Origin of the sequence: Streptomyces sp. NBC_00388, from assembly GCF_036061255.1 — a bacterium.
Classification (GTDB): Bacteria; Actinomycetota; Actinomycetes; order Streptomycetales; family Streptomycetaceae; genus Streptomyces.
The window spans coordinates 1,975,216-1,996,031 of the sequence record NZ_CP107948.1 but is presented as its reverse complement, the minus strand read 5'-3'; the positions used below and the strand labels follow the sequence as shown (position 1 = coordinate 1,996,031).

Genomic DNA, 20,816 nt, shown 5'->3' with positions numbered 1-20,816 from the left:
GACCGAGGCAGTACGAACGAAGAGGACGGCACGTATGACGACGGTTCCCATGCCGACCGCCGCTACACGGTGGCGCTGCACACTCTGCGGCAATCTCACCCGGTTCGATGTGACGCGCTCGTCGAAGGTCGTCGAGTACATACATCTCGACCTGGCCGGTGAGCCCAAGGTGGAGGAGCGCGAGGTGGTCAGTGAGACCATCGAGTCGGTGCGCTGCCGCTGGTGCAACGCGGTGGACCAGATCGAGCTGGTGGACAGGCCGGGCGGCGGCTCCTGAGGGAGCCCCCTGACGAGTGACAGTGGGGTGACGGATGGTGGAGCCTGATCGCGGTGCGGAGCCGGCCGACGCGGCCGGCGACGCCGCAGAGGCGCTCGACCGTCCGCTGCCCGAGGCGGTGCGGCGGCGGGTCGTCGCGCTGGTCTCCGACGCCTTCGGCGGGCTGACCGTCCCCGAACTGCCGGCGCAGCTGCGGCAGTACGCCCGCTTCACCCCCACCAGACGTGCCAAGTTCGCGGGCAACGCGATGGCCGCGGCCCTGGAGGGCGACCCGCTGTTCCGCCGGCGCATCGGCGAGCGGCTGAAGGAGTCGCAGTCCGAACTGACCGGCGCGCTCGAATCCGGCTCGCCCCCCGCGGCCGCCGACCCGGTGGATGTGGCGGCGGCCGCCTACGTGCTGCGCCCGGCCGGCTGGGTGAAGCTCGTCGCCGCCGCGGGCGAGGAGGCCCAGCGCGTCGTCGCCGAGCGCGCCGACGAGGCGGTCCAGCACGAGCTGGAGCGGCTCCGTGCCGAGCTGGCCGAGGCGCGGGCGCACACCAGGACCGAGAACGAAAGGCTGCGTACGGAGCTGGACACCGCGCGCAGGGATGCTGAATCGCTTCAGCGCAAGCTGCGCAGCGCACAGAGCGACGTGAAGCGGGGCGAGGCGGCGCTGCGCAGGTCGGGCTCCGAGATCGACACGATCAGGTCGGAGGCGGCGGCCCAGGTCGCATCGGCGGAGAGCGAGTCGCGACGGCTGAAGGCACGGCTCGGAGAGGCGGAGGCAGCCGTCGAGGCGGGCCGCCGCACCGTTCGCGAGGGGCGTTCCGCCGAGGACATGCGGCTGCGGCTGCTGCTCGACACGGTGCTCGACGCGGCCCAGGGGCTGCGGCGCGAACTGGCCCTGCCGCCGGTGACCTCGCGCCCGGCCGACTCGGTCGACGCGGTCGAGCCCGGCCTGCTCTCGCCGAAGGACGTCGCGGCCAGGGCGCTCTCCGACACCGATCCGGCCCTGCTGGACCAGCTGCTCTCGCTGCCGCAGGCCCACCTGGTGGTGGACGGCTACAACGTCACCAAGACCGGCTATCCGCAGCTGCCGCTGGAGAAGCAGCGGTTGCGCCTGCTCGGGGGCCTCTCGGTGCTCGCGGCGCAGACGGGCGCCGAGATGACCTGTGTCTTCGACGGGGCCGAACTGGCCGCGCCAGTGCTGCTCGCGCCGCCGCGCGGCGTGCGGGTGCTGTTCAGCAAGCCCGGGGTGACGGCGGACGAGGTGATCCGCCAGCTCGTCAGGGCGGAGCCGTCGGGGCGCCCCGTGGTGGTCGTGTCGGCCGACCGCGAGGTCGCCGACGGCGTGGCGAGATCGGGTGCCAGGCCGGTCGCGTCCGTCTTGTTGCTGAAGAGGCTTTCGCGCGTCTAGTTAACTCCTGTGCGCAATGCCCGACTTAGGGATGCGCATATTCCAGCACAGCGTCAAGTGACCGTTACTGCCCGTGCGATGTCTGTAAAATATGCGTGCGGTGACCGAGATTTTCGGCTACAGGATTTGAACTGATCACAAGAAGGTCACTAAGGTCGGGCCTCGAACCTTCGCGCGGTTGATCACTCATCCGGGGTGGCAGCGAAGGGGCCGTCGATCCCCCACGGTTCCGCTACGTGTCCGGCGGCTCTGAGGAAGAAGGAGCTCGCCTCCGTGGCGTCCCACCGTCGTCCCAAGCAGCCGAGCCGCACACGTGTGACCGTGCTCACCGCGACCGCTGCCGCAGCCGTGGCCCTGACCGCTCAGGCCGCGCACGCAGATCCGAAGCCGTCCAAGAGCGAGGTCAAGGCGAAGGTCGACAAGCTCTACGAGGACGTCGACGCGGTCAGCCAGAAGTACGACGGTGCCAAGGACCAGCAGGACAAGCTCAAGAAGCAGGTCGACGACCTCCAGGACAACGTGGCGCGGGGTCAGGCCGACCTCAACAAGCTGCGCGGCCAGCTCGGTTCGATGGCGAGCGCCCAGTACCGTTCGGGCGGCATCGACCCGTCCGTCCAGCTCTTCCTCTCGTCCGACCCGGACAGCTTCCTGGACAAGGCCACCGCGCAGGACCAGCTGAGCGGCCAGCAGGCCGACGCGGTCAAGAAGATCCAGGCCAAGCAGCGCAGCCTCGCCCAGCAGCGTTCCGAGGCGCAGGACAAGCTCAAGGACCTGGCGTCGACGCGCGAGGAACTCGGCAAGAAGAAGCAGGAAGTCCAGGACAAGCTCGCCACCGCGCGCAAGCTGCTCAGCAGCCTGACCGCCGCCGAGCGCGCCTCGATCGACGCGTCCAACCAGCGCGCCAACCGCGCCAGCGACCGCGCGGACCTCGGCGACGCGGTGCCGGCCTCCGCGCGCGGCGCTGCCGCACTCAACGCCGCGAAGACCCAGATGGGCAAGCCGTACGTGTACGGCGCCACGGGCCCCGCCTCCTTCGACTGCTCCGGGCTGACGTCCTGGGCGTACGCGCGGGCCGGCGTCACGATCCCGCGCACCTCGCAGGCCCAGGCCAACGCCGGCCAGCGCATCTACTCGCAGAGCGCCCTCAAGCCGGGCGACCTGGTGCTCTTCTACGGCGACCTGCACCACATCGGCATCTACGCCGGCAACGGCCAGGTGCTGCACGCCCCGCACACCGGCGCGGTCGTCCGGTACGAGGCGATGGGCAACATGCCCTTCCAGTTCGGCGTCCGTATCTGATCCGGACCGGCCCGGCCCGTACTCCAACGCGCCGCTGACACCGCCCAATCGGGCGAATTACGGTGCCCGCAGCTGACACCCCGCCCCGTCGGTGACCTTGTGGTCTCCAGCGGGGCGTCACTCTGTGTGGACGGCGGGGTCGTTGGCCACAGTGTGGTCGCGCGGCTACTGTCCGGCGTGCGGTGCCCGGTTGAGGGTCCGCCCATCGGGGCGGCAGGGACCGCACGCAGCGGAAGGAGTGCGGCTCCTGTGGTGTCCCATCGCCGTGCCACCCAGTCCGGCCTCGTGACGAGTGTCCGGATCACCGTGCTGTCCGCCGCCCTGGCGACGGCAGCGGCAGGCCTCGGGGCCGCACCGGCGGGCGCCGAGCCGCACCAGTCGGCGGCGGCGGCCAAGAGCAAGGTCGACGGCCTGTACGCCCAGGCCGAACGGGCCACCCAGCAGTACGACAAGGCCGACGAGCAGGCCACGCAGCTGCACAGGCAGGTCGCCGATGCCCAGGACGGCGTCGCCCGCGGCCAGGAGCGGCTCAACCGGATGCGCGGCGCCCTGGGCGCGCTGGCGGGCGCCCAGTACCGCGCGGGCGCCGTCGACCCCTCGCTCGCCCTGCTGCTCTCCTCCGACCCCGACTCGTACCTCGCCAGGGCCGCGGCCCTGGCGCAGATCGGGGACGTACAGGCGGGCGAACTGCACCGCATCCAGCAGGCCCAGCGGGAGCTGACCCAGCGGCGCGCCGACGCGACCCGCAAACTCTCCGAACTCCGGCACAGCCGCACCGAGGTCGCCCGCCACAAGCGCACGGTCGAGGGCAAGCTCGCCCGTGCCCGGCAGCTGCTCGACGCGCTGCCCACGGCGCAGCGCGCCCGGTACGACCAGGTCTCACGGTCGGAGCGGGAGGCCCTGCCCGCCCTCGGCGCCCTGCCCGTGCCGGGGCGGGCGGGGGCCGCCGTGGCCGCGGCCCGCAGCGCGCTCGGCAGGCCGTACGTCTGGGGCGCCAACGGCCCTTCTGGCTTCGACTGTTCGGGGCTGATGCAGTGGGCGTACGCACACGCGGGCGTCTCGCTGCCGCGCACCTCGCAGCAGCAGCGGTACGCGGGACGGCAGATCCCGCTCTCCCAGGCGCAGCCGGGCGACCTGGTGGTGTACCGCAGCGACGCCAGCCACGTCGGGATGTACATGGGCAACGGCCAGGTGCTGCACGCTCCCTACCCGGGGGCCAGGGTCCGCTACGACCCGGTCGGCATGATGCCGATTTCGTCGGTGACCCGGGTCTGAGCCCCACCGTCCTTCCGTCCGGACCCGGGCGGACCCGGGCACGTACGATCGGCGGCGTGCGAAGCCGGGGGAGCGGGACGGGACGGATGCGGGCCGCGGGCTGCGCGCTCGTCCTTCTGCTGCTGCTCCCCGGCTGCACCGGGCCCGCAGGCCCGTCCGCCCCCGGAAGCACCGAACGCGGCATCCGCCGGGCCCTCGACCGCCGGGCGGCCGCAGTCGTCGGCCATGACGAGAGCGGCTACCTGTCCGTCGTCGACCCGCGGGCGAAGGGGCTGCGGACGGCGCAGCGGGCCGAGTTCCGCAATCTCGCCGCGGTGCCGCTGAGTTCCTGGCAGTACCGGCTGGAGGATGTCCGGCAGGAGGGCTCCACCGCCACCGCGCGGGTCGAGCTGCGCTACCGGATCACCGGGTACGACAGCGCGCCGGTGGCCTCCGCGCGCACGCTCAAGCTGGTCGAGCGCGGTGGCCACTGGTACCTCGACGACGACAGGGCCGATCCCGGCACCGGGCAGCAGCTCTGGCAGCAGGGCCGGGTCAGGGTCGCCCGCGGCAAGCACAGCCTGGTGCTCGGCGTCGGCGGGTCGAGCGGGCTGCTCCGTGAGGTGGCGGCCGTCGCGGACCGCGCCGTCCCGGCCGTCGACGAGGCGTGGCACCGGAAGTGGGCGGGGCGCGTGGTGGTGCTCGTGCCGTCCTCACTGGACGCGATGGGCGCGCTGCTCGGCTCGCCCGCCGCCACCTACCGGGGTATCGCGGCCGTCACCACCGGAGAGGCGGGCGGCGCCGCGGCAGCACCCGCCGACCGGGTCATCGTCAACCCCGAGGCGTACGCACTCCTGGGCTCGCTGGGCCGGCAGGTGGTCATGACCCACGAGACGACCCATGTCGCCACCCGCGCCGCGACCTCCGCGGCCACCCCGCTCTGGCTCTCCGAGGGATTCGCCGACTGGGTCGCCTACCGGGGCAGCGGCAGCGGCCCCCGCGAGACGGCACCGGAACTCCAGCGTGCGGTGCGCTCCGGCTCCCTGCCCGCGACCCTGCCCACCGACGCGGACTTCGGCTTCAGCGACGGCGCCGACCGGCTCGCACGGGCCTACGAGGGCGGCTGGCTGGCCTGCCGGCTGATCGCCTCGCACTGGGGTGAGCAGAAGCTGACGGACTTCTACCGTGCGGTCGGGGCCCACGGGCAGAGCGGCGGCGCGGTGGAGCAGGCCATGAACGAGGTGCTCCGGACGGATCCGGACGCCTTCACGGCGCGGTGGCGCGCGTACCTCAGGGAGCAGCTGGACTGAGCGGTTCACGGCCGGAGCCGGTGTCCCCGGCCGGTCCTGGGCCGCCCGGCGTCCCGGCGGCGGACGATTCCTCCCCGCCCCGCGCGTCGTCCCCGGCCGGTTTCCGCCCGCGGCGCGGGACCGTGCGCCGCCACAGGGTGCGGGCGGCGGTCAGCGCGGCGGCGACCAGCAGACCGTTCCGTACGAACATCAGCACAAGACCGGTCGCGTCCCCGGCCACCACGTGGTCGAAGCCGAGCGGGAACTCCAGGAAGGTCGCCGCGGTGGCGCCCGCCACCAGCAGGACCGGGACCGCCATCCGGCTCGTGCGGAAGGCCAGGCAGGCCGCGCCGAGGCCGACCAGCCACACCAGGTACTGGGGGCTGATCACCCTGCTCGTCGTGGTGAAGAGCAGCACAGCGGTGAAGGCCGCGTCGCAGGGTGTGGCCGGCGAGTACTCCCTGGCCCGCAGCCGCCACAGCAGCAGCCAGCCGAAGGCCGCGCAGGTGAGCCCCAGCGCGAGGGCGCTCACCAGGTGGACGTACGGGCCCACGAACTCCACCGAGCCGTAGGTGAGCAGCACCTGCCCCCGCCAGCCGCACTGCCTGGCCACCTGGAAGACCAGCCCGCCCAGCGACTCGACCTCGGTGCCCCGTTCGCGCTGGAAGGTGAGGAAGGCGAAGGCGCCCGGTACCGCCGTGCCGGCGAGCAGCAGCAGGGCCCCGGCCGTCGCGGCGAAGGCCGTCAAGGACAGGCGCGCCGTGCGGCCCCGGGGCACGCCGGTGAGCAGCAGCGCGGGCCAGACCTTGAGCAGCGTGCCGAGTGCGGCCAGCGCCCCCGCGGTGCGCGGACGGCGGGCTGCGGCCAGCAGCGCGGCCACCGCGACCGCGGTCACCATCAGGTCGTATCTGGCGTAAGCCGTCGGGCCGAGCAGCGGAAGGCCCGCCACCCACACCCAGGCGCCGGCCGGACGCCTGCCCGGCCGGCGGGCCGTGTACAGGAGCAGGCCCAGCACCACCGCGTCGGCGGCGAGGGTCAGCACGAAGAAGGCCAGCGCGTAGCCCAGGAACGGCAGCAGGGCGGGGGAGAGGACGGCGAGCGCCGCACCCGGCGGGTACTGCCAGGTCACGTCGGAGAGCGGGAAGGTGCCGGTCCGGAGCACCTCGTACCAGCCGTGGTAGATCCCCGATACGTCGACGGTGACGTCGGCTCCCGGCAGAGTCAGCACCTTGAACACACAGAGCAGCAGCAGCGCCCTGGTCGACGCCCACACGAGGGAGAGGGCCACGCGGGAGGCCGCCGCGCCGCGTGTGCCCCGGATGACCGCCCCGTCCGCTGTGACGGCCTGCGCCGTGGTGTGCTCCGACATCGGGGCCATGATGCGTGCGAGGGCGTGCGGGAGCGGTGAGGCAGGGCCGTTGGGTACTGTCGGCGGCGATGCACAAGACGTTGATCGTGACCAATGACTTCCCGCCCCGCCCCGGCGGGATCCAGGCCTTCCTGCACAACATGGCGCTGCGCCTGGACCCCGGCCGGCTCGTCGTCTACGCCTCCACCTGGAAGCGGGGCTCCGCGTCGGACGCCGCGGCGGCCACCGCGGCGTTCGACGCGGAGCAGCCGTTCACGGTCGTACGCGACCGGACCACGATGCTCCTGCCCACCCCGCGCGTCACGGCGCGCGCGACCGGACTGCTGCGCGAACACGGCTGTACGTCGGTGTGGTTCGGGGCGGCGGCCCCGCTCGGGCTCATGGCTCCCGCGCTGCGCGCGGCCGGCGCCGAACGCATCGTCGCCACCACCCACGGCCACGAGGCGGGCTGGGCCCAGCTGCCCGGTTCGCGGCAGTTGCTGCGGCGGATCGGCGAAGGCACGGACACGCTCACCTACCTCGGTGAGTACACCCGCTCGCGGATCTCCGCCGCGCTCACCCCGTCGGCCGCGGGCCGGATGGTGCAACTGCCGCCCGGTGTCGACGAGAAGACCTTCCACCCCGGCTCGGGCGGTGCGGCGGTCCGCGCCCGGCTCGGGCTCACCGACCGGCCGGTGATCGTGTGCGTCTCCCGGCTCGTACCGCGCAAGGGCCAGGACACCCTGATCCTCGCCATGCCCCGGATTCTGCGGCGGGAGCCGGACGCCGTGCTGCTGATCGTGGGCGGCGGCCCGTACGCGGCGGACCTGGAGAAGCTGGCGGAGCGGACCGGCGTCGCGGACGCGGTGCGCTTCACCGGCCCGGTGCCCTGGGCGGAGCTGCCCGCGCACTACGGGGCGGGTGACGTCTTCGCCATGCCGTGCCGTACGCGCAGGGGCGGGCTCGACGTGGAGGGCCTCGGCATCGTCTATCTGGAGGCCTCGGCCACCGGGCTTCCTGTGGTGGCGGGCGATTCGGGCGGCGCGCCCGACGCGGTGCTCGACGGTGAGACCGGCTGGGTGGTACGGGGCGGCTCGCCCGGCGAGACGGCGGAGCGGATCGTCACCCTGCTGCAGGACCCGGAGCTGCGGCGGCGGATGGGCGAGCGCGGCCGGGCCTGGGTCGAGGAGAAATGGCGCTGGGACCTTCTGGCAGGGAAGCTCAGGGAACTGCTCTGACACGGCCGGGGTGCGGGCCGCACCCCGGCCCGCACCCCGTTCCGCCGGTCGAGCGCCGGTGTTCCGCCGGTCAGCCCCGGTAGATCGCTTCGATCTCGTCGGCGAAGTCCTTCGCCACCACGGCGCGCTTGAGCTTCAGCGAGGGCGTGATGTGACCCGCCTCCTCGGTGAGCTGCGCGGGCAGGACCCGGAACTTGCGGACGGACTCGGCCTTCGAGACCGCCGCGTTGCCGTCGTCCACGGCCCGCTGGATCTCGGCGAGCAGCTCGGGGTCGTCCCTCAGCGACAGCGCGGTGGACCCGGCGGGCTTGCCGCTCTCCTCGGCCCACCGCGTCAGGAACTCCTCGTCCAGCGTGACCAGCGCACCGATGAACGGCCGTCCGTCACCGACGACCATGCACTCGGCGACCAGGGCATGCGCGCGGATCCGGTCCTCGATCACCGCGGGGGCGACGTTCTTGCCGCCTGCGGTGACGATGATCTCCTTCTTGCGGCCGGTGATCGCGAGATAGCCGTCCTCGTCGAGCGTGCCGATGTCCCCGGTGTGGAACCAGCCGTCGGCCAGCGCCTCCGACGTCGCCGTCTCGTTGTTCCAGTAGCCGCTGAACAGGTGCTCGCCGTGCAGCAGCACCTCGCCGTCGTCCGCTATCCGCACCACCGAGCCGGGCAGCGGCTGGCCGACCGTGCCGATCTTCTGGCGGTCCCACGGGTTGAACGCGGTCGCCGCACAGGACTCGGTGAGGCCGTACCCCTCAAGCACCGTGAAGCCGATGCCCCGGTAGAAGTGGCCGAGCCGTTCGCCGAGCGGTGCGCCCCCGGAGATCGCGTACTCGCCTCGGCCGCCGAGGACGGCGCGCAGCTTGCTGTAGACGAGCCGGTCGAAGACCTTGTGCTTGATCCGCAGCCCGGCGGACGGGCCCTGCGGGGTGCCGAGCGCGCGGCTGTAGGCGATGGCCGTGCCTGCGGCCCGGTCGAAGATCTTTCCCTTGCCGTCGGCCTGCGCCCTGGCGCGCGCCGAGTTGTAGACCTTCTCGAAGACGCGGGGGACGCCCAGGATCAACGTCGGCCTGAAGGAGGCCAGTTCGTCAGTGAGGTTCTTGATGTCCGGTACGCAGCCGATCTTGATCGGCGCCATCACGGAGGACACCTCGACCAGCCGGCCGAAGACGTGCGCAGCGGGCAGGAAGAGCAGCACCGAACACTCGCCGGTACGGAACAGCGGTTTCAGCCGCTCCACGATGTTGCCGCACTCCGCGAAGAAGCTGCGGTGGGTCAGCACACATCCCTTCGGGCGTCCTGTGGTGCCCGAGGTGTAGACGATGGTCGCCGGGTCGTCGGCGCGCGCCAGGGAGCTGCGCTCGTCCACTGTCGCGTCGGTGACCCCGGCGCCGCCCGCCCGGAGCTCGTCGACGGCGCCCTTGTCGATCTGCCAGACGTGCTTCAGGGACGGCAGCGCGTGGCGTACGGACTCGACGGTCCCGGCGTGCGCGTCGCTCTCCACGAGCACCGCGACCGCACCGGAGTCGCCGAGTATCCACTGCACCTGCTCGGCCGAGCTGGTCTCGTACACCGGCACCGTGATGGCGCCCGCACTCCAGATCGCGAAGTCCAGCTGGACCCACTCGTACCGGGTGCGGGACATCAGGGCGACCCGGTCCCCGGGCTGCACCCCGGCGGCGATCAGACCCTTCGCGGCGTCCTGGACCTCGGTGAGGAACCGGGCGGCCGTGACATCGGTCCAGGCGCCGGCCACCTTGCGGCCCATGACCGCGACATCGGGATGCTGAGCGGCGTTGCGGCGGACGAGATCCGTCAGATTGCCGTCCGATGGGACCTCGTACAGCGCCGGAAGGCTGAACTCACGCAAGACTGCTGCTCCTCTGGTCGACATCGCTGTCGCCACGACTGGACCTGACCGCCCGGACGTTACCCATGGGTAAGCGGTTCCCGATAGGGGGTTCCGGTCAGATGTTCCATGCGTCACACGACACCGCCGTGCTTCGCGCAGACTAGTCCACACATGTCGCGGGGCGGCGGTATTCGCAGGTCCGGCACCCTCTATCCAGGTTGTGCCCACGCGTCCTAGGGTGATCTCCATGCGCGTGCATGTGGTCAGTGACGTCCATGGCAACACCAGCGGCCTCGCGAGGGCGGGTGAGGGGGCCGACGCCCTGATCTGCCTCGGCGACCTCGTCCTCTTCCTGGACTACGCCGACCATTCCCGGGGGATCTTCCCCGACCTCTTCGGTGTCGAGAACGCCGACCGCATCGTCGAGCTGCGCACCGCCCGCCGGTTCGACGAGGCGCGCGACCTCGGCCGCAGGCTCTGGGGCGGGGTGGACCGTGACACCGCGATCGAGACGGCGGTGCGCGGCCAGTACGCCGAGATGTTCGCGGCCTTCCCGACCCCGACGTACGCGACCTACGGCAATGTCGACATCCCGCCGCTCTGGCGCGAGTACGCGCGCCCCGGCACCACCGTCCTCGACGGCGAACGCGTCGAGATCGGCGGTCGCGTCTTCGGCTTCGTGGGCGGCGGTCTGCGGACCCCGATGCGCACGCCCTACGAGGTCAGCGACGAGGAGTACGCGGCCAAGATCGAGGCCCTCGGGGATGTCGACGTGCTCTGCACGCACATCCCGCCGGAGGTCCCCGAGCTGGTGTACGACACGGTGGCCCGCCGCTTCGAGCGGGGCAGCCGCGCCCTGCTCGCCGCCATCGTGCGCATCCGGCCGAAATACGCGCTCTTCGGTCATGTGCACCAGCCGCTGTCCCCCCGGGTGCGCGTCGGCAGGACCGAGTGCGTGAACGTCGGCCACTTCGCTTCGACCTCGCGGCCATGGGTCATGGAGTGGTAGCGGTCGGGGGCCCGGTGCGCACGCGATAGCCTTCACAGCGCATGCACCACCGGATTCCGTACTGGAGGAGCCACGGCGATGGCTGAACACACCAGCTCAAGCATCACGATCGAGGCCGCACCGGCCGACGTCATGGGCGTGATCGCCGACTTCGCCCGCTACCCGGAGTGGACCGGCGAGGTGAAGGAGGCCGAAGTCCTCTCCACCGACGCCGAGGGCCGTGCCGAGCAGGTCAGGCTGGTGCTCGACGCCGGCGCGATCAAGGACGACCACACCCTGGCGTACACCTGGACCGGAGCCGACGAGGTCAGCTGGACGCTCGTCAAGTCGCAGATGCTCCGCGCCCTCGACGGCACCTACCTCCTGGCCCCCGCGGGCGCCGCCACGGAGGTCACCTACCGGCTGACCGTCGACGTCAAGATCCCGATGCTCGGGATGATCAAGCGCAAGGCCGAGAAGGTCATCATCGACCGCGCCCTGGCCGGTCTGAAGAAGCGGGTCGAGTCCGGCGCCGCACCGCAGTCCGAGGGCTGAGACCCGATGCGTACGGTCCTCGTCACCGGCCTCGGCGGCGCGGGCCGCACCACCGTCGCGGCGGCCACCGCGCTGGCAGCCGCCCGCGAGGGCGAACGGGTCCTGCTGCTCTCCGCCGACCCGGAGCCCGGGGAGAGCCTCTCCGCCGCCCGCGCCGCCGGGGTCCGGGCCGAGCGCATCGACTCCGGCGCCCACTTCCGTACCGAACTGCTCGCCCTCCAGGAGCGCGGCACCACCGTCCTCGACCTGCTCGGCGCTTCCAGGGTCGAGGAGGAGGAGCTCACCGAGCTGCCGGGCGCCGCGCAGTTCGCGCTGCTGCACGCGCTGCGGACGGCCGACAGCGCCGCGTGGGACCTGACCGTCGTCGACATGCCGCCCGTCCAGGAGGCCCTGGCGGTCCTCGCCCTCCCCGAACAGCTCCGCCGCTACCTGCGCAGACTGCTGCCCCCCGAGCGGCAGGCCGCCCGGGCGCTGCGCCCGATGCTGGCCCAGCTCGCGGGAGTGCCGATGCCCGCGCAGTGGCTGTACGAGACCACCGCCAGGTGGGAGGCCGAACTGGCCGCCGTCCAGGCCAGGATCGAGGGCCCGGACACCACCGTGCGGCTGGTGGCGGAGCCGGGGCCCGCTGCGACCCGGGCGCTGCGGACCGCACGCACCGGCATCGCGCTGCACCGGCGCGCTCTGGACCTGGTCGTGGCGAACCGGGTGCTGCCCACCGGCTCCGCCGATCCCTGGCTCGCCGCCCTCGCGGCGGAGCAGCAGGACCACATCAAGGAGCTGTCCGCCTGCTTCGGTGACGTGGACGTACAGGAACTTCCCCATCTGGGCCGGGCGCCGAGCACCGCCGGAGAGCTGGCCCCGCTGGAGCGCCCTGCCGCCCCCCGCGCGGAGCCACCGCGGTGGACCGTCGAGGACCGGCTCGCCGACGACGGCGTCCTGGTCTGGCGGCTGCCGCTGCCCGGCGCCGTCAAGGAGGAGCTCGGGCTGGTCAGGCGCGGTGACGAACTGCTGCTCACCGCCGGGCCGTTCCGCAGGACCGTCCCCCTGCCGTCGGCGCTGCGCCGGTGCACGGTCGAGGGCGCGGGGCTCACGGACGGTGTCCTCGGTATCCGGTTCGCGCCGGATCCGCGACTGTGGCCCCAGAGCCGCTGACGGAGCCCGTGAACGCCCCGCAACCGTTCGGGTAACGTCGGGAGTACGGTCATAAGCACACCCGTATCCCGTCGCAGGAGTCCGCCATGAGCGAAGCCCCCGAGCAGCCCGCCCCCGACTCGGACCCCTGGGCGGACGCCTGTGCCGAGGACCTCGCCGAGGAGAAGGCCCGCCGCCGCGCCCAGTACGGGAGCGCCCAGGGGTCGGCCGCCGACGAGCTGCGGAAGCTCTTCGACGCGGTCGCGGGCAAGGTCTCCGACTTCCAGACATCGGTCCCCGGTATGGCGGCCCAGGGCGCTGTCCAGCAGTTCCTCAGCCAGGCGAAGGCCGTGGTCGAGCCGGTCGTCGAGCGCAACCCCGATGTCTTCGACCACCTGGCGGCCGCCGGTGGCGAACTCCTGGCCGCCTACCGCTCGGCGGTGGAGAAGCAGGAGCAGCGCTGGACCACAGGGCGGGCCGCTGCCGCGGAGAAGGACCAGGGCAAGGGCGACGGGGGCGACGAGGGCCCCGGATCCGCGGAGCGCATCGACCTGGACTGATCACCCCGGTGCGGCGCCCCTCGGGTACGGTTGCCCCTCAGCGGGGCTCGACCGAAAACTGAGGGACTCAATGGGACTCACCATCGGCGTCGACATCGGCGGCACGAAGATCGCGGCCGGAGTGGTCGACGAAGAGGGCACCATTCTCGATGTGCACAAGGTGCCCACCCCGCCGACCGCCGAAGGCATCGTCGACGCTATCTGCGCGGCAGTCTCCGAGGCCGGCAAGGGGCACCAGATCGAGGCGGTCGGTATCGGGGCGGCCGGATACGTCGACGACAAGCGCGCGACCGTCCTCTTCGCGCCGAACATCAACTGGCGGCACGAGCCGCTCAAGGACAAGGTCGAGCAGCGCGTCGGCCTTCCCGTGGTCGTGGAGAACGACGCCAACGCCGCGGCCTGGGGCGAGTACAAGTTCGGGGCGGGGCAGGGGCACGAGGACGTCATCTGCATCACGCTCGGCACCGGGCTCGGCGGCGGCATCATCATCGGCAACAAGCTGAGGCGCGGACGCTTCGGGGTGGCCGCGGAGTTCGGCCACATCCGCGTCGTCCCTGACGGCCTGCTCTGTGGCTGCGGCAGCCAGGGATGCTGGGAGCAGTACGCGTCCGGGCGGGCTCTGGTCAGGTATGCGACGCAGCGCGCCAACGCCACCCCGGAGAACGCACAGGTGCTCCTCGGGCTCGGCGACGGCACCCCCGAGGGCATCCAGGGCAAGCACATCAGCACGGCCGCCCGCCAGGGCGACCCGGTGGCTGTCGACTCGTTCCGCGAGCTGGCCCGCTGGGCCGGAGCCGGCCTGGCCGATCTGGCCTCGCTCTTCGACCCTTCGGCCTTCATCGTCGGCGGCGGGGTGTCGGACGAGGGCGAACTGGTCCTCGACCCGATCCGCAAGTCGTTCCGGCGCTGGCTGATCGGCGGGGCCTGGCGACCGCACGCCCAGGTGCTCGCCGCCCAACTGGGCGGCGAGGCCGGGCTGGTGGGCGCCGCGGACCTGGCCCGCCAGGGCTGATCCGTACCGTCGGACCGCGCGGCGGACGGGTCCTGCCGCACCCCGGGTGGTGCGGCAGGACCCGTCCGCCGCGGCCCGTCGTAGGGTGTCGCCCATGGCGATCACTACGCTGCCCGGATCCCGTACGGAGAGCGGCTCTGCCGTCGTCCGGGTCCTCAGCTACAACATCCGTTCGATGCGCGACGACGAGAAGGCGCTGGCACGGGTGATCCGTGCCTGCGACCCCGACCTGGTCCTCATCCAGGAGGCGCCGCGGTTCTTCCGCTGGCGCAAGGCCGCGGCCCGGCTCGCTGCCGCCACCGACCTGGTGACACTGGGCGGCGGAGCCACGGCCGCGGGGCCCCTGCTGCTCTGCTCGCTGCGCGCGACCGTGGAGCGCACCGAGGACGTGCTGCTGCCGCGCACCCCGGGGCTGCACCAGCGCGGTTTCGCGACCGCTGTGGTCCGTATCGGCGGCGCCCGGCTCGGCGTACTCAGCTGCCATCTGAGCCTGCGGTCCGACGAGCGCCGAACGCAGGCGGGGCTGCTGCTCGACCGCCTCGGTGCGATGGACGTCCCGCACGCGGTGGTCGCCGGCGACCTCAACGAGCGCCCGGAGGGCCGGAGTTTCGGCCGGCTGGCGGCAGCGCTCCAGGACTGCTGGACCGCGAAGCCGTGGGGCGGCGAGCACACCTACCCCGCGGCGGGCCCGGACCGGCGGATCGACGCGGTCTTCGCGACGCAGGGGGTCGAGGTACTGGGGTGCGGGGTGCCGCAGGACATCCCGGAGGCGGATCTCCGGGCGGCATCGGACCACCTCCCGGTACTGGCAGCGCTCCGGGTGCCGGCCGGCCCCTCCGGCAGCTGAGGCTGTGGGCGAGGGGACGGGGCGGCGGGCATGACCGGCAGCTGAGACGACCGGCGGACCGGCCGGGCGGGACCCGGCCCACCGCAGTCAGGTGCGGCTGCCGGCCCCGCCCGGGGCAAGACCTGGGGCTGTCCGCGAAAGCTGTCCGCGGAACCGCGAGCCGGACGCGGCGCCGCGGATACCTCCTAGACCACCGCGCCCCGTCCGGGATCGTCCTCGTCCTCGTCCCCCGGCCCCATCCGCGCCACCAGCACCGCGAACCCGCCGAGGAACCCGCCGATACCGAGTGTCGTGAGCCACCACGTCATGTCCCAGCTCAGCACCACGGCGAGGATCAGCAGCACCGGCCCGCCCACGACGGCCAGCCAGGCGAACTTGGCCGTGACGTCCGCCTCGGGAAGCTCCGGGTCGGGCTGGACGAAGTGGCCTTCCCCGTCGTCGCCGAAGCCGGCGTCCGACGGCTCCGCCAGGCTGTGGTCGCGTGGTCCGCCGACGCCGGGCGCGAACACGACGGAGCTGCCCAGCGGCCGGTCGGAGCCGCTCTCCGGGGCCGTTCCGGTCTCCGCCTCCGGCTTCCCGTCCCCGGGCTCCAGGGCGCCGTCGGCGTTGACCCCCTCCTCCAGCAGGGCGAGGTCCTCCACCGATTTGAAGGGCTTGGTGCCCGCAGGGTCCGCCGGCTCCTCGCCGTATCCCGCGACGATCGCGGCCCAGACCGCTTCCTCGTCGATCGGCTGCGGCTCGCGCTCCGCCTCGTTCTCAGCCACCGGTGGTGCTCCCCTTCATCCCGACGCTCGGAGCGAGGCGGCCGATGAACGCGTGGCTCTTCTCGAAAATCCGCTCCGCGTCATGGTCCAACGTCGCCACGTGGTAGCTCTGTTCCAGCAGGACCTCCTCGATGTCCGTCGAGGAGACCCGGCTGAGGATACGGACCGAGTCGGCAGGCCGCACCACATGGTCCTGGGCGCTGTGCAGCAACAGCAACGGCTGCGTGACCTGCGGCAGTTCGCGGTCGACGAGCCGGCAGAACCGCCGCAGCGAGTGGGCGCAGTCCAGCGGGACCCGGTCGTATCCGATCTCTTCGGAGCCGCCCAGGGCGATGTCACTGGTGACCCCCTTCGTGGTGCGCACCAGATGCCGGGCGACCGGGAGCGCCTGCGCGGCGAGGCCGTGCACCTTGTTCAGCGGATTGACCAGGACGATGCCGCTCACCGAGTGGCCGTGCTTGGCGGCCAGCCGCAGGGCCAGGGCCCCGCCCATCGAGAGGCCGAGGACGAAGACCCGCTCGCACCGGTCGAGCAGGGCGCGCAGCTCCCTGTCCACCTCCGCGTACCAGTCCTGCCAGCCGGTGACCTGCATGTCCTGCCAGCGGGTGCCGTGCCCCGGAAGCAGCGGCAGCGAGACGGTCAGCCCGCGTGCGGCCAGATACCCGGCCCAGGGGCGCAGCGACTGCGGCGATCCGGTGAATCCATGACAGAGAAGGACACCGGTCTCTCCGCCTTCGTGGCGGTAGGGCTCGGCTCCAGGAAGCACCGGCACCGGGGTCTCCTGTTCGTCAGGTCTCGAAGGGTGTACTTCACCGTACGCGACCGGACCGACACCGACCAGGGCCGTCACCCTGCGACGGGGGGCGGATGGCCGGGAGCGCACGCCCCCCGCGGGTTATGGTCGGTCCGACCGTCACAGGAAGGCATCCGAGTTGATCTACGGCGCAATGAAGTTCGCCATCGGGGGATCGCTGAAGGTCGCCTTCAGGCCCTGGGTGGAGGGGCTTGAGAACATCCCCGGCGAGGGGCCCGCCATCCTCGCGAGCAACCATCTGTCGTTCTCGGACTCCTTCTTCCTGCCCGCCGTCCTGGACCGCAAGGTCACCTTCATCGCCAAGGCCGAGTACTTCACCTCGCCCGGAGTGAAGGGGAAGCTCACCGCTGCCTTCTTCAAGGGCGTCGGCCAGCTGCCGGTCGACCGCTCGGGCAGCCGTGGTGCGGGCGAGGCCGCCGTCAGGAGCGGCGTCGAGGTGCTGGCGAGGGGTGAGCTCTTCGGGATCTACCCCGAGGGCACCCGGTCGCCGGACGGCCGCCTCTACCGGGGCAAGCCCGGAGGTCTGGCCCGGGTGGCGCTGGCGTCCGGAGCGCCGGTCATCCCGGTCGCGATGATCGACACGGAGAAGATCCAGCCGCCCGGGCAGGTGGTGCCGAAGCTGATGCGTCCGGGTATCAGGATCGGGAAGCCGCTCGACTTCAGCCGCTACTACGGCATGGAGAACGACCGCTTCATCCTGCGCTCGGTGACGGACGAGGTCATGTACGAGATCATGAAGCTCTCCGGCCAGGAGTACGTCGACATCTACGCGACCGCAGCCAAGCGCAGGATCGCGGACGAGGACAAGGCCCGGAAGGCCGCCGAGGCCGGGGAGAAGCGCGAGGGGACGGACGGGTCCGGCAGCTAGCCGTACCGTCCGCCGGGGGGTGTCATGGCGAAGGACCGGCGCGAGCGCGCCGTGCGGATGTCGGTGGAGCTGCCCCTGTGGCGTGCCCTGACCGCGTACCGCGTACTGACGATGGTCTACGCGATCCTGCTGTTCGCCTTCGCGTACGGGCAGTTCCGCCGGCAGTGGGTGGCCGTCGTCTACTTCGCGGTGCTGAGTGTCTGGACCCTGGCCACGCTGCCCAGGGTGGCCGGGGCCGCCCGCTGCACCAAGCGCTTCCTGGGGGCCGATCTCACCGTCGCCCTGGCGGGCATCCTGCTGACGCCGGTCGCCGACTCGCACGCCCGGGTCGTCGGAGGTGCCACGACGATGCCCTCCATCTGGACCGCGGGTTCCGTCCTCGCCTTCGCGATCAAGGGTGGCTGGCGATGGGCGGCCTTCGCCTCGTCCCTGGTGGCGGTCGCCAATGTCACCGAGCGCGGCGAGCCCAGCGGGACCACCGTCCACAACGTGGTCCTGGTGTGGATCGCGTCCATCGCCATCGGCTACATCGTCGAGGTGGCCCGGGCCTCCGAGCGGACCCTCGCCCGCGCACTGGAGATCCAGGCGGCCACCCGTGAGCGGGAGCGGCTGGCCCGCGACATCCATGACAGCGTGCTCCAGGTCCTGGCCATGGTGCAGCGGCGCGGGGCCGAGCTCGGCGGGGATTCTGCCGAGCTCGGCCGGATGGCGGGGGAACAGGAAGTGGCTCTGCGCACCCTGGTCTCCAGCGGTCTCGTCCCCCTGGCCAGGGACCCCGCCGAAGGGGACACCGGTGAGGGCGGCCCGGCCGCCGGGGACCTGGCGGCCGGGGGCGGGGCGGACACGGAGCCCTGCGATCTGCGGGCGCTCCTCGCCCCGCACGCCGGGTCCCGGGTGTCCTTCGCGGAACCGGGGGCTCCGGTACTGCTCGCGCCCACGGCCGCGAAGGAGCTCGCCGCGGCTGTCAGTGCCGCCCTGGACAATGTCCGCAGACACGCGGGCAGCGCCGCCCGGGCGTGGATCCTGGTGGAGGACGAACAGGACGGGGTGATCGTGACGGTACGGGACGACGGCCCCGGCATCCCGGAGGGGAGGCTCGCGGTCGCCGAGGGGGAGGGGCGCCTCGGCGTCGCCCTCTCCATCCGCGGCCGGCTGCGGGAGCTGGGCGGCACCGCCGAGCTGATCTCGGTGCCGGGGCAGGGGACCGAGGTGGAACTGCGCGTTCCAAGGGACGGACGGGGAGCGGGACATGAGTGAGCAGGGGCAGATGAGCGGGCAGCGGACGGTCAGGGTGATGGTGGTCGACGACCACCCGATGTGGCGGGACGCGGTCGCCCGGGACCTGGCGGCGGCCGGTTTCGATGTGGTCGCCACCGCGGGCGACGGGCCGCAGGCGGTGCGCAGGGCCGGGGCGACCACCCCCGACGTCCTGGTGCTCGACCTCAATCTGCCCGGTATGCCGGGCGTCCAGGTCTGCAAGGAGCTGGTCGCGGCCGACCCCGGGCTCCGCGTCCTGGTGCTCTCGGCGAGCGGGGAGCACGCCGACGTACTGGAGGCGGTGAAGTCCGGCGCCACCGGCTATCTGCTGAAGTCGGCCAGTACCCAGGAGCTGTCGGACGCCGTGCGCAGCACCGCGGCCGGCGACCCGGTCTTCACTCCGGGGCTGGCCGGCCTGGTGCTCGGCGAGTACCGCAGGCTCGCGTCCGACCCCGCGCCCTCGGCCGCCGACGAGCCGAACGCCCCGCGGCTCACCGAGCGGGAGACCGAGGTGCTGCGGCTCGTCGCGAAGGGGCTGAGCTACAAGCAGATCGCCGAACGCCTGGTCATCTCGCACCGCACCGTCCAGAACCACGTGCAGAACACCCTCGGCAAGCTCCAGCTGCACAACCGCGTCGAGCTCGTGCGCTACGCCATAGAGCGCGGCCTCGACGATGCCTAAGGGCTGTCCCGTAATCCCCGGCGGGCGCACGACGACAGCTACGGCGCCTCGCCGCGTTGTCGGAACGCCCGAATACATCCAGTATGCGAGCGCCCCTCCGCCTTGCGATGCACCGCATCTGACGCCCCGCGCTGATCCACCAGGGATTACGGGACAGCCCTTAGGGTGTCCGGGCGCAAGGTCAACTGCGCGCAGCTGGAAGGGAATTGACCTTCCGCCCTCTCTCTTTGTGACCTGGGTCACCGTAGCGTGGACGGCAGCGGGTGTCCTCCACTGCGAAGGGACGTGGTTCCATGCGGGTCGGAGTGCTGACCGGGGGCGGCGACTGCCCCGGGCTCAACGCGGTCATCCGGGCCGCCGTGCGCAAGGGCGTGCAGGAGTACGGCTTCGGATTCACCGGATTCAAGGACGGCTGGCGCGGCCCCCTGGAGGGCGACACCGTCGCACTCTCCATCCCGGAGGTGCGCGGGATCCTGCCGCGCGGCGGCACCATCCTGGGGTCGTCCCGCACCAACCCGTTCGGTACGGAGGACGGCGTCCGCCGGGTGCGGGAGAACCTCGCGAGGAGCGAGGTCGACGCGCTGATCGTGATCGGCGGCGAGGACACGCTCGGGGTGGCGGGCCGTCTCTGGGACGAGTACGGGATCCCGTGCGTCGGCGTACCGAAGACCATCGACAACGACCTCTCCGCCACCGACTACACCTTCGGGTTCGACACGGCGGTCGGGATCGCCACCGAAGCCATCGACCGGCTCCACACCACAGCCGAATCGCATATGCGCGTCCTGGTGGTCGAGGTGATGGGCCGGCACGCGGGGTGGATCGCCCTGCACTCCGGCCTGGCCGGCGGCGCCAACGTGATCCTCATTCCCGAGCAGCGCTTCGACATCGACCAGGTCTGCTCCTGGGTGACGTCCCGCTTCCGCGCCTCCTACGCCCCGATCGTGGTCGTCGCCGAGGGGGCGATGCCCCAGGGCGGCGAAGCGGTGCTCAAGAACGGCACGCTCGACTCCTTCGGCCACACCCGGCTCTCCGGGGTCGGCGAGTGGCTCGCCACCGAGATCGAGCGGCGGACCGGCAAGGAGGCCCGCACCACCGTGCTCGGCCATGTCCAGCGCGGTGGCACCCCCAGCGCCTTCGACCGCTGGCTGGCGACCCGCTTCGGCCTGCACGCGATCGACGCGGTGCGCGACGGGGACTTCGGCATGATGGTCGCCCTCCACGGGACGGACATCGTGCGGGTGCCGATCGCGGCGGCGACCGCGCGGCTCAAGACGGTCGACCCCGCGCTGTACCGGGAGGCCGGGGTCTTCTTCGGCTGAGCGGACCCGGGCTCCGGGCCGTATATTCGCACCGGACGGCCTGTATCAACCGATTCCGGGAGGAAG

General features: G+C 72.3%; 20 protein-coding genes. 16 read left to right on the top strand and 4 right to left on the bottom strand.

Annotated elements, in window-relative coordinates:
* Positions 1 to 34 precede the first annotated feature (34 nt).
* The 5 genes from OG917_RS09130 (at position 35) to OG917_RS09110 (ending at position 5,536) form a co-directional block, all read left to right on the top strand.
* Positions 35 to 277 (top strand): hypothetical protein, encoded by a 243-nt coding sequence (locus tag OG917_RS09130; RefSeq protein ID WP_328317053.1) that lies wholly within the window; start codon positions 35 to 37, stop codon positions 275 to 277.
* Positions 278 to 311: 34 nt separating this feature from the next.
* Positions 312 to 1,673 (top strand): NYN domain-containing protein, encoded by a 1,362-nt coding sequence (locus OG917_RS09125; RefSeq protein WP_328317052.1) that lies wholly within the window; start codon positions 312 to 314, stop codon positions 1,671 to 1,673.
* A 273-nt stretch (positions 1,674 to 1,946) separates the two neighbouring features.
* Positions 1,947 to 2,972 carry a C40 family peptidase gene (locus tag OG917_RS09120; RefSeq protein ID WP_328317051.1) on the top strand — a complete coding sequence of 342 codons (1,026 nt, stop codon included), beginning with the start codon at positions 1,947 to 1,949 and terminating at the stop codon, positions 2,970 to 2,972.
* 249 nt (positions 2,973 to 3,221) lie between these two features.
* Complete coding sequence (locus OG917_RS09115) at positions 3,222 to 4,247, top strand: C40 family peptidase (RefSeq protein ID WP_328317050.1); 1,026 nt, start codon at positions 3,222 to 3,224, stop codon at positions 4,245 to 4,247.
* 86 nt (positions 4,248 to 4,333) lie between these two features.
* Positions 4,334 to 5,536: a hypothetical protein gene (locus OG917_RS09110; protein ID WP_328321757.1), complete on the top strand. Its 1,203-nt coding sequence runs from the start codon at positions 4,334 to 4,336 to the stop codon at positions 5,534 to 5,536.
* On the opposite strand, the gene OG917_RS09105 is transcribed toward OG917_RS09110, so the two are convergent.
* Entirely contained in the window at positions 5,517 to 6,884 is a 1,368-nt protein-coding gene (locus tag OG917_RS09105; RefSeq protein ID WP_328317049.1) for a glycosyltransferase family 87 protein, read from the bottom strand. The two genes, OG917_RS09110 and OG917_RS09105, sit on opposite strands and share 20 nt — an antisense overlap.
* A gap of 68 nt (positions 6,885 to 6,952) precedes the next feature.
* On the opposite strand from OG917_RS09105, the gene OG917_RS09100 reads away from it, so the two are divergent.
* Positions 6,953 to 8,101, top strand: coding sequence for a glycosyltransferase family 4 protein (locus tag OG917_RS09100; RefSeq protein ID WP_328317048.1), 1,149 nt, complete (start codon positions 6,953 to 6,955; stop codon positions 8,099 to 8,101).
* A gap of 70 nt (positions 8,102 to 8,171) precedes the next feature.
* Here the strand turns inward: OG917_RS09100 and OG917_RS09095 are convergent, their stop codons facing one another.
* The gene (locus tag OG917_RS09095) at positions 8,172 to 9,968 is read right to left on the bottom strand and encodes an AMP-dependent synthetase/ligase (RefSeq protein ID WP_328317047.1); all 1,797 of its coding nucleotides are present in this window, start codon (positions 9,966 to 9,968) and stop codon (positions 8,172 to 8,174) included.
* Positions 9,969 to 10,197: 229 nt separating this feature from the next.
* Here OG917_RS09095 and OG917_RS09090 point away from each other — a divergent pair, with 229 nt between their 5' ends.
* From OG917_RS09090 to OG917_RS09065, 6 genes are all read left to right on the top strand, one after another.
* Positions 10,198 to 10,959, top strand: a complete 762-nt coding sequence (locus tag OG917_RS09090; RefSeq protein ID WP_328317046.1) for a metallophosphoesterase family protein — start codon at positions 10,198 to 10,200, stop codon at positions 10,957 to 10,959.
* Between the two features lie 78 nt (positions 10,960 to 11,037).
* Positions 11,038 to 11,493 (top strand): SRPBCC family protein, encoded by a 456-nt coding sequence (locus tag OG917_RS09085; RefSeq protein WP_328317045.1) that lies wholly within the window; start codon positions 11,038 to 11,040, stop codon positions 11,491 to 11,493.
* Positions 11,494 to 11,499: 6 nt separating this feature from the next.
* Entirely contained in the window at positions 11,500 to 12,645 is a 1,146-nt protein-coding gene (locus tag OG917_RS09080) for an ArsA family ATPase (RefSeq protein ID WP_328317044.1), read from the top strand.
* A gap of 86 nt (positions 12,646 to 12,731) precedes the next feature.
* Positions 12,732 to 13,184 carry a DUF5304 domain-containing protein gene (locus tag OG917_RS09075; RefSeq protein ID WP_328317043.1) on the top strand — a complete coding sequence of 151 codons (453 nt, stop codon included), beginning with the start codon at positions 12,732 to 12,734 and terminating at the stop codon, positions 13,182 to 13,184.
* Between the two features lie 70 nt (positions 13,185 to 13,254).
* The gene (locus OG917_RS09070; RefSeq protein ID WP_328317042.1) at positions 13,255 to 14,196 is read left to right on the top strand and encodes an ROK family glucokinase; all 942 of its coding nucleotides are present in this window, start codon (positions 13,255 to 13,257) and stop codon (positions 14,194 to 14,196) included.
* Positions 14,197 to 14,290: 94 nt separating this feature from the next.
* Positions 14,291 to 15,043 (top strand): endonuclease/exonuclease/phosphatase family protein, encoded by a 753-nt coding sequence (locus OG917_RS09065; RefSeq protein ID WP_328317041.1) that lies wholly within the window; start codon positions 14,291 to 14,293, stop codon positions 15,041 to 15,043.
* Positions 15,044 to 15,228: 185 nt separating this feature from the next.
* On the opposite strand, the gene OG917_RS09060 is transcribed toward OG917_RS09065, so the two are convergent.
* Both OG917_RS09060 and OG917_RS09055 read right to left on the bottom strand, forming a co-directional pair.
* Positions 15,229 to 15,807 (bottom strand): hypothetical protein, encoded by a 579-nt coding sequence (locus OG917_RS09060; protein ID WP_328317040.1) that lies wholly within the window; start codon positions 15,805 to 15,807, stop codon positions 15,229 to 15,231.
* On the bottom strand, positions 15,800 to 16,579 hold the full coding sequence (locus OG917_RS09055) for an alpha/beta hydrolase (protein WP_328317039.1): 780 nt from the start codon (positions 16,577 to 16,579) through the stop codon (positions 15,800 to 15,802). The genes OG917_RS09060 and OG917_RS09055 overlap by 8 nt, the downstream gene beginning before the upstream one ends.
* 160 nt (positions 16,580 to 16,739) lie before the next feature.
* Between OG917_RS09055 and OG917_RS09050 the strand changes: the two genes are divergently transcribed.
* The 4 genes from OG917_RS09050 (at position 16,740) to OG917_RS09035 (ending at position 20,750) form a co-directional block, all read left to right on the top strand.
* Positions 16,740 to 17,489 carry a lysophospholipid acyltransferase family protein gene (locus tag OG917_RS09050; RefSeq protein ID WP_328317038.1) on the top strand — a complete coding sequence of 250 codons (750 nt, stop codon included), beginning with the start codon at positions 16,740 to 16,742 and terminating at the stop codon, positions 17,487 to 17,489.
* A gap of 24 nt (positions 17,490 to 17,513) precedes the next feature.
* Positions 17,514 to 18,746: a MacS family sensor histidine kinase gene (gene macS, locus OG917_RS09045; RefSeq protein ID WP_328317037.1), complete on the top strand. Its 1,233-nt coding sequence runs from the start codon at positions 17,514 to 17,516 to the stop codon at positions 18,744 to 18,746.
* The gene (locus OG917_RS09040; RefSeq protein WP_328317036.1) at positions 18,739 to 19,428 is read left to right on the top strand and encodes a response regulator transcription factor; all 690 of its coding nucleotides are present in this window, start codon (positions 18,739 to 18,741) and stop codon (positions 19,426 to 19,428) included. Before macS ends, OG917_RS09040 begins: the two co-directional genes overlap by 8 nt.
* Positions 19,429 to 19,721: 293 nt before the next feature.
* Positions 19,722 to 20,750 carry a 6-phosphofructokinase gene (locus OG917_RS09035; protein WP_328317035.1) on the top strand — a complete coding sequence of 343 codons (1,029 nt, stop codon included), beginning with the start codon at positions 19,722 to 19,724 and terminating at the stop codon, positions 20,748 to 20,750.
* Positions 20,751 to 20,816: the final 66 nt, after the last annotated feature.

Excerpts from the sequence above, each read along its gene's own strand:
- OG917_RS09130 (WP_328317053.1), top strand. The coding sequence starts at position 35 with ATGACGACGGTTCCCATGCCGACCGCCGCTACACGGTGGCGCTGCACA.
- OG917_RS09125 (WP_328317052.1), top strand. The coding sequence starts at position 312 with ATGGTGGAGCCTGATCGCGGTGCGGAGCCGGCCGACGCGGCCGGCGAC.
- OG917_RS09110 (WP_328321757.1), top strand. The coding sequence starts at position 4,334 with ATGCGGGCCGCGGGCTGCGCGCTCGTCCTTCTGCTGCTGCTCCCCGGC.
- OG917_RS09105 (WP_328317049.1), bottom strand. The coding sequence starts at position 6,884 with ATGTCGGAGCACACCACGGCGCAGGCCGTCACAGCGGACGGGGCGGTC.
- OG917_RS09100 (WP_328317048.1), top strand. The coding sequence starts at position 6,953 with ATGCACAAGACGTTGATCGTGACCAATGACTTCCCGCCCCGCCCCGGC.
- OG917_RS09090 (WP_328317046.1), top strand. The coding sequence starts at position 10,198 with ATGCGCGTGCATGTGGTCAGTGACGTCCATGGCAACACCAGCGGCCTC.
- OG917_RS09085 (WP_328317045.1), top strand. The coding sequence starts at position 11,038 with ATGGCTGAACACACCAGCTCAAGCATCACGATCGAGGCCGCACCGGCC.
- OG917_RS09080 (WP_328317044.1), top strand. The coding sequence starts at position 11,500 with ATGCGTACGGTCCTCGTCACCGGCCTCGGCGGCGCGGGCCGCACCACC.
- OG917_RS09075 (WP_328317043.1), top strand. The coding sequence starts at position 12,732 with ATGAGCGAAGCCCCCGAGCAGCCCGCCCCCGACTCGGACCCCTGGGCG.
- OG917_RS09070 (WP_328317042.1), top strand. The coding sequence starts at position 13,255 with ATGGGACTCACCATCGGCGTCGACATCGGCGGCACGAAGATCGCGGCC.
- OG917_RS09065 (WP_328317041.1), top strand. The coding sequence starts at position 14,291 with ATGGCGATCACTACGCTGCCCGGATCCCGTACGGAGAGCGGCTCTGCC.
- macS (WP_328317037.1), top strand. The coding sequence starts at position 17,514 with ATGGCGAAGGACCGGCGCGAGCGCGCCGTGCGGATGTCGGTGGAGCTG.
- OG917_RS09040 (WP_328317036.1), top strand. The coding sequence starts at position 18,739 with ATGAGTGAGCAGGGGCAGATGAGCGGGCAGCGGACGGTCAGGGTGATG.
- OG917_RS09035 (WP_328317035.1), top strand. The coding sequence starts at position 19,722 with ATGCGGGTCGGAGTGCTGACCGGGGGCGGCGACTGCCCCGGGCTCAAC.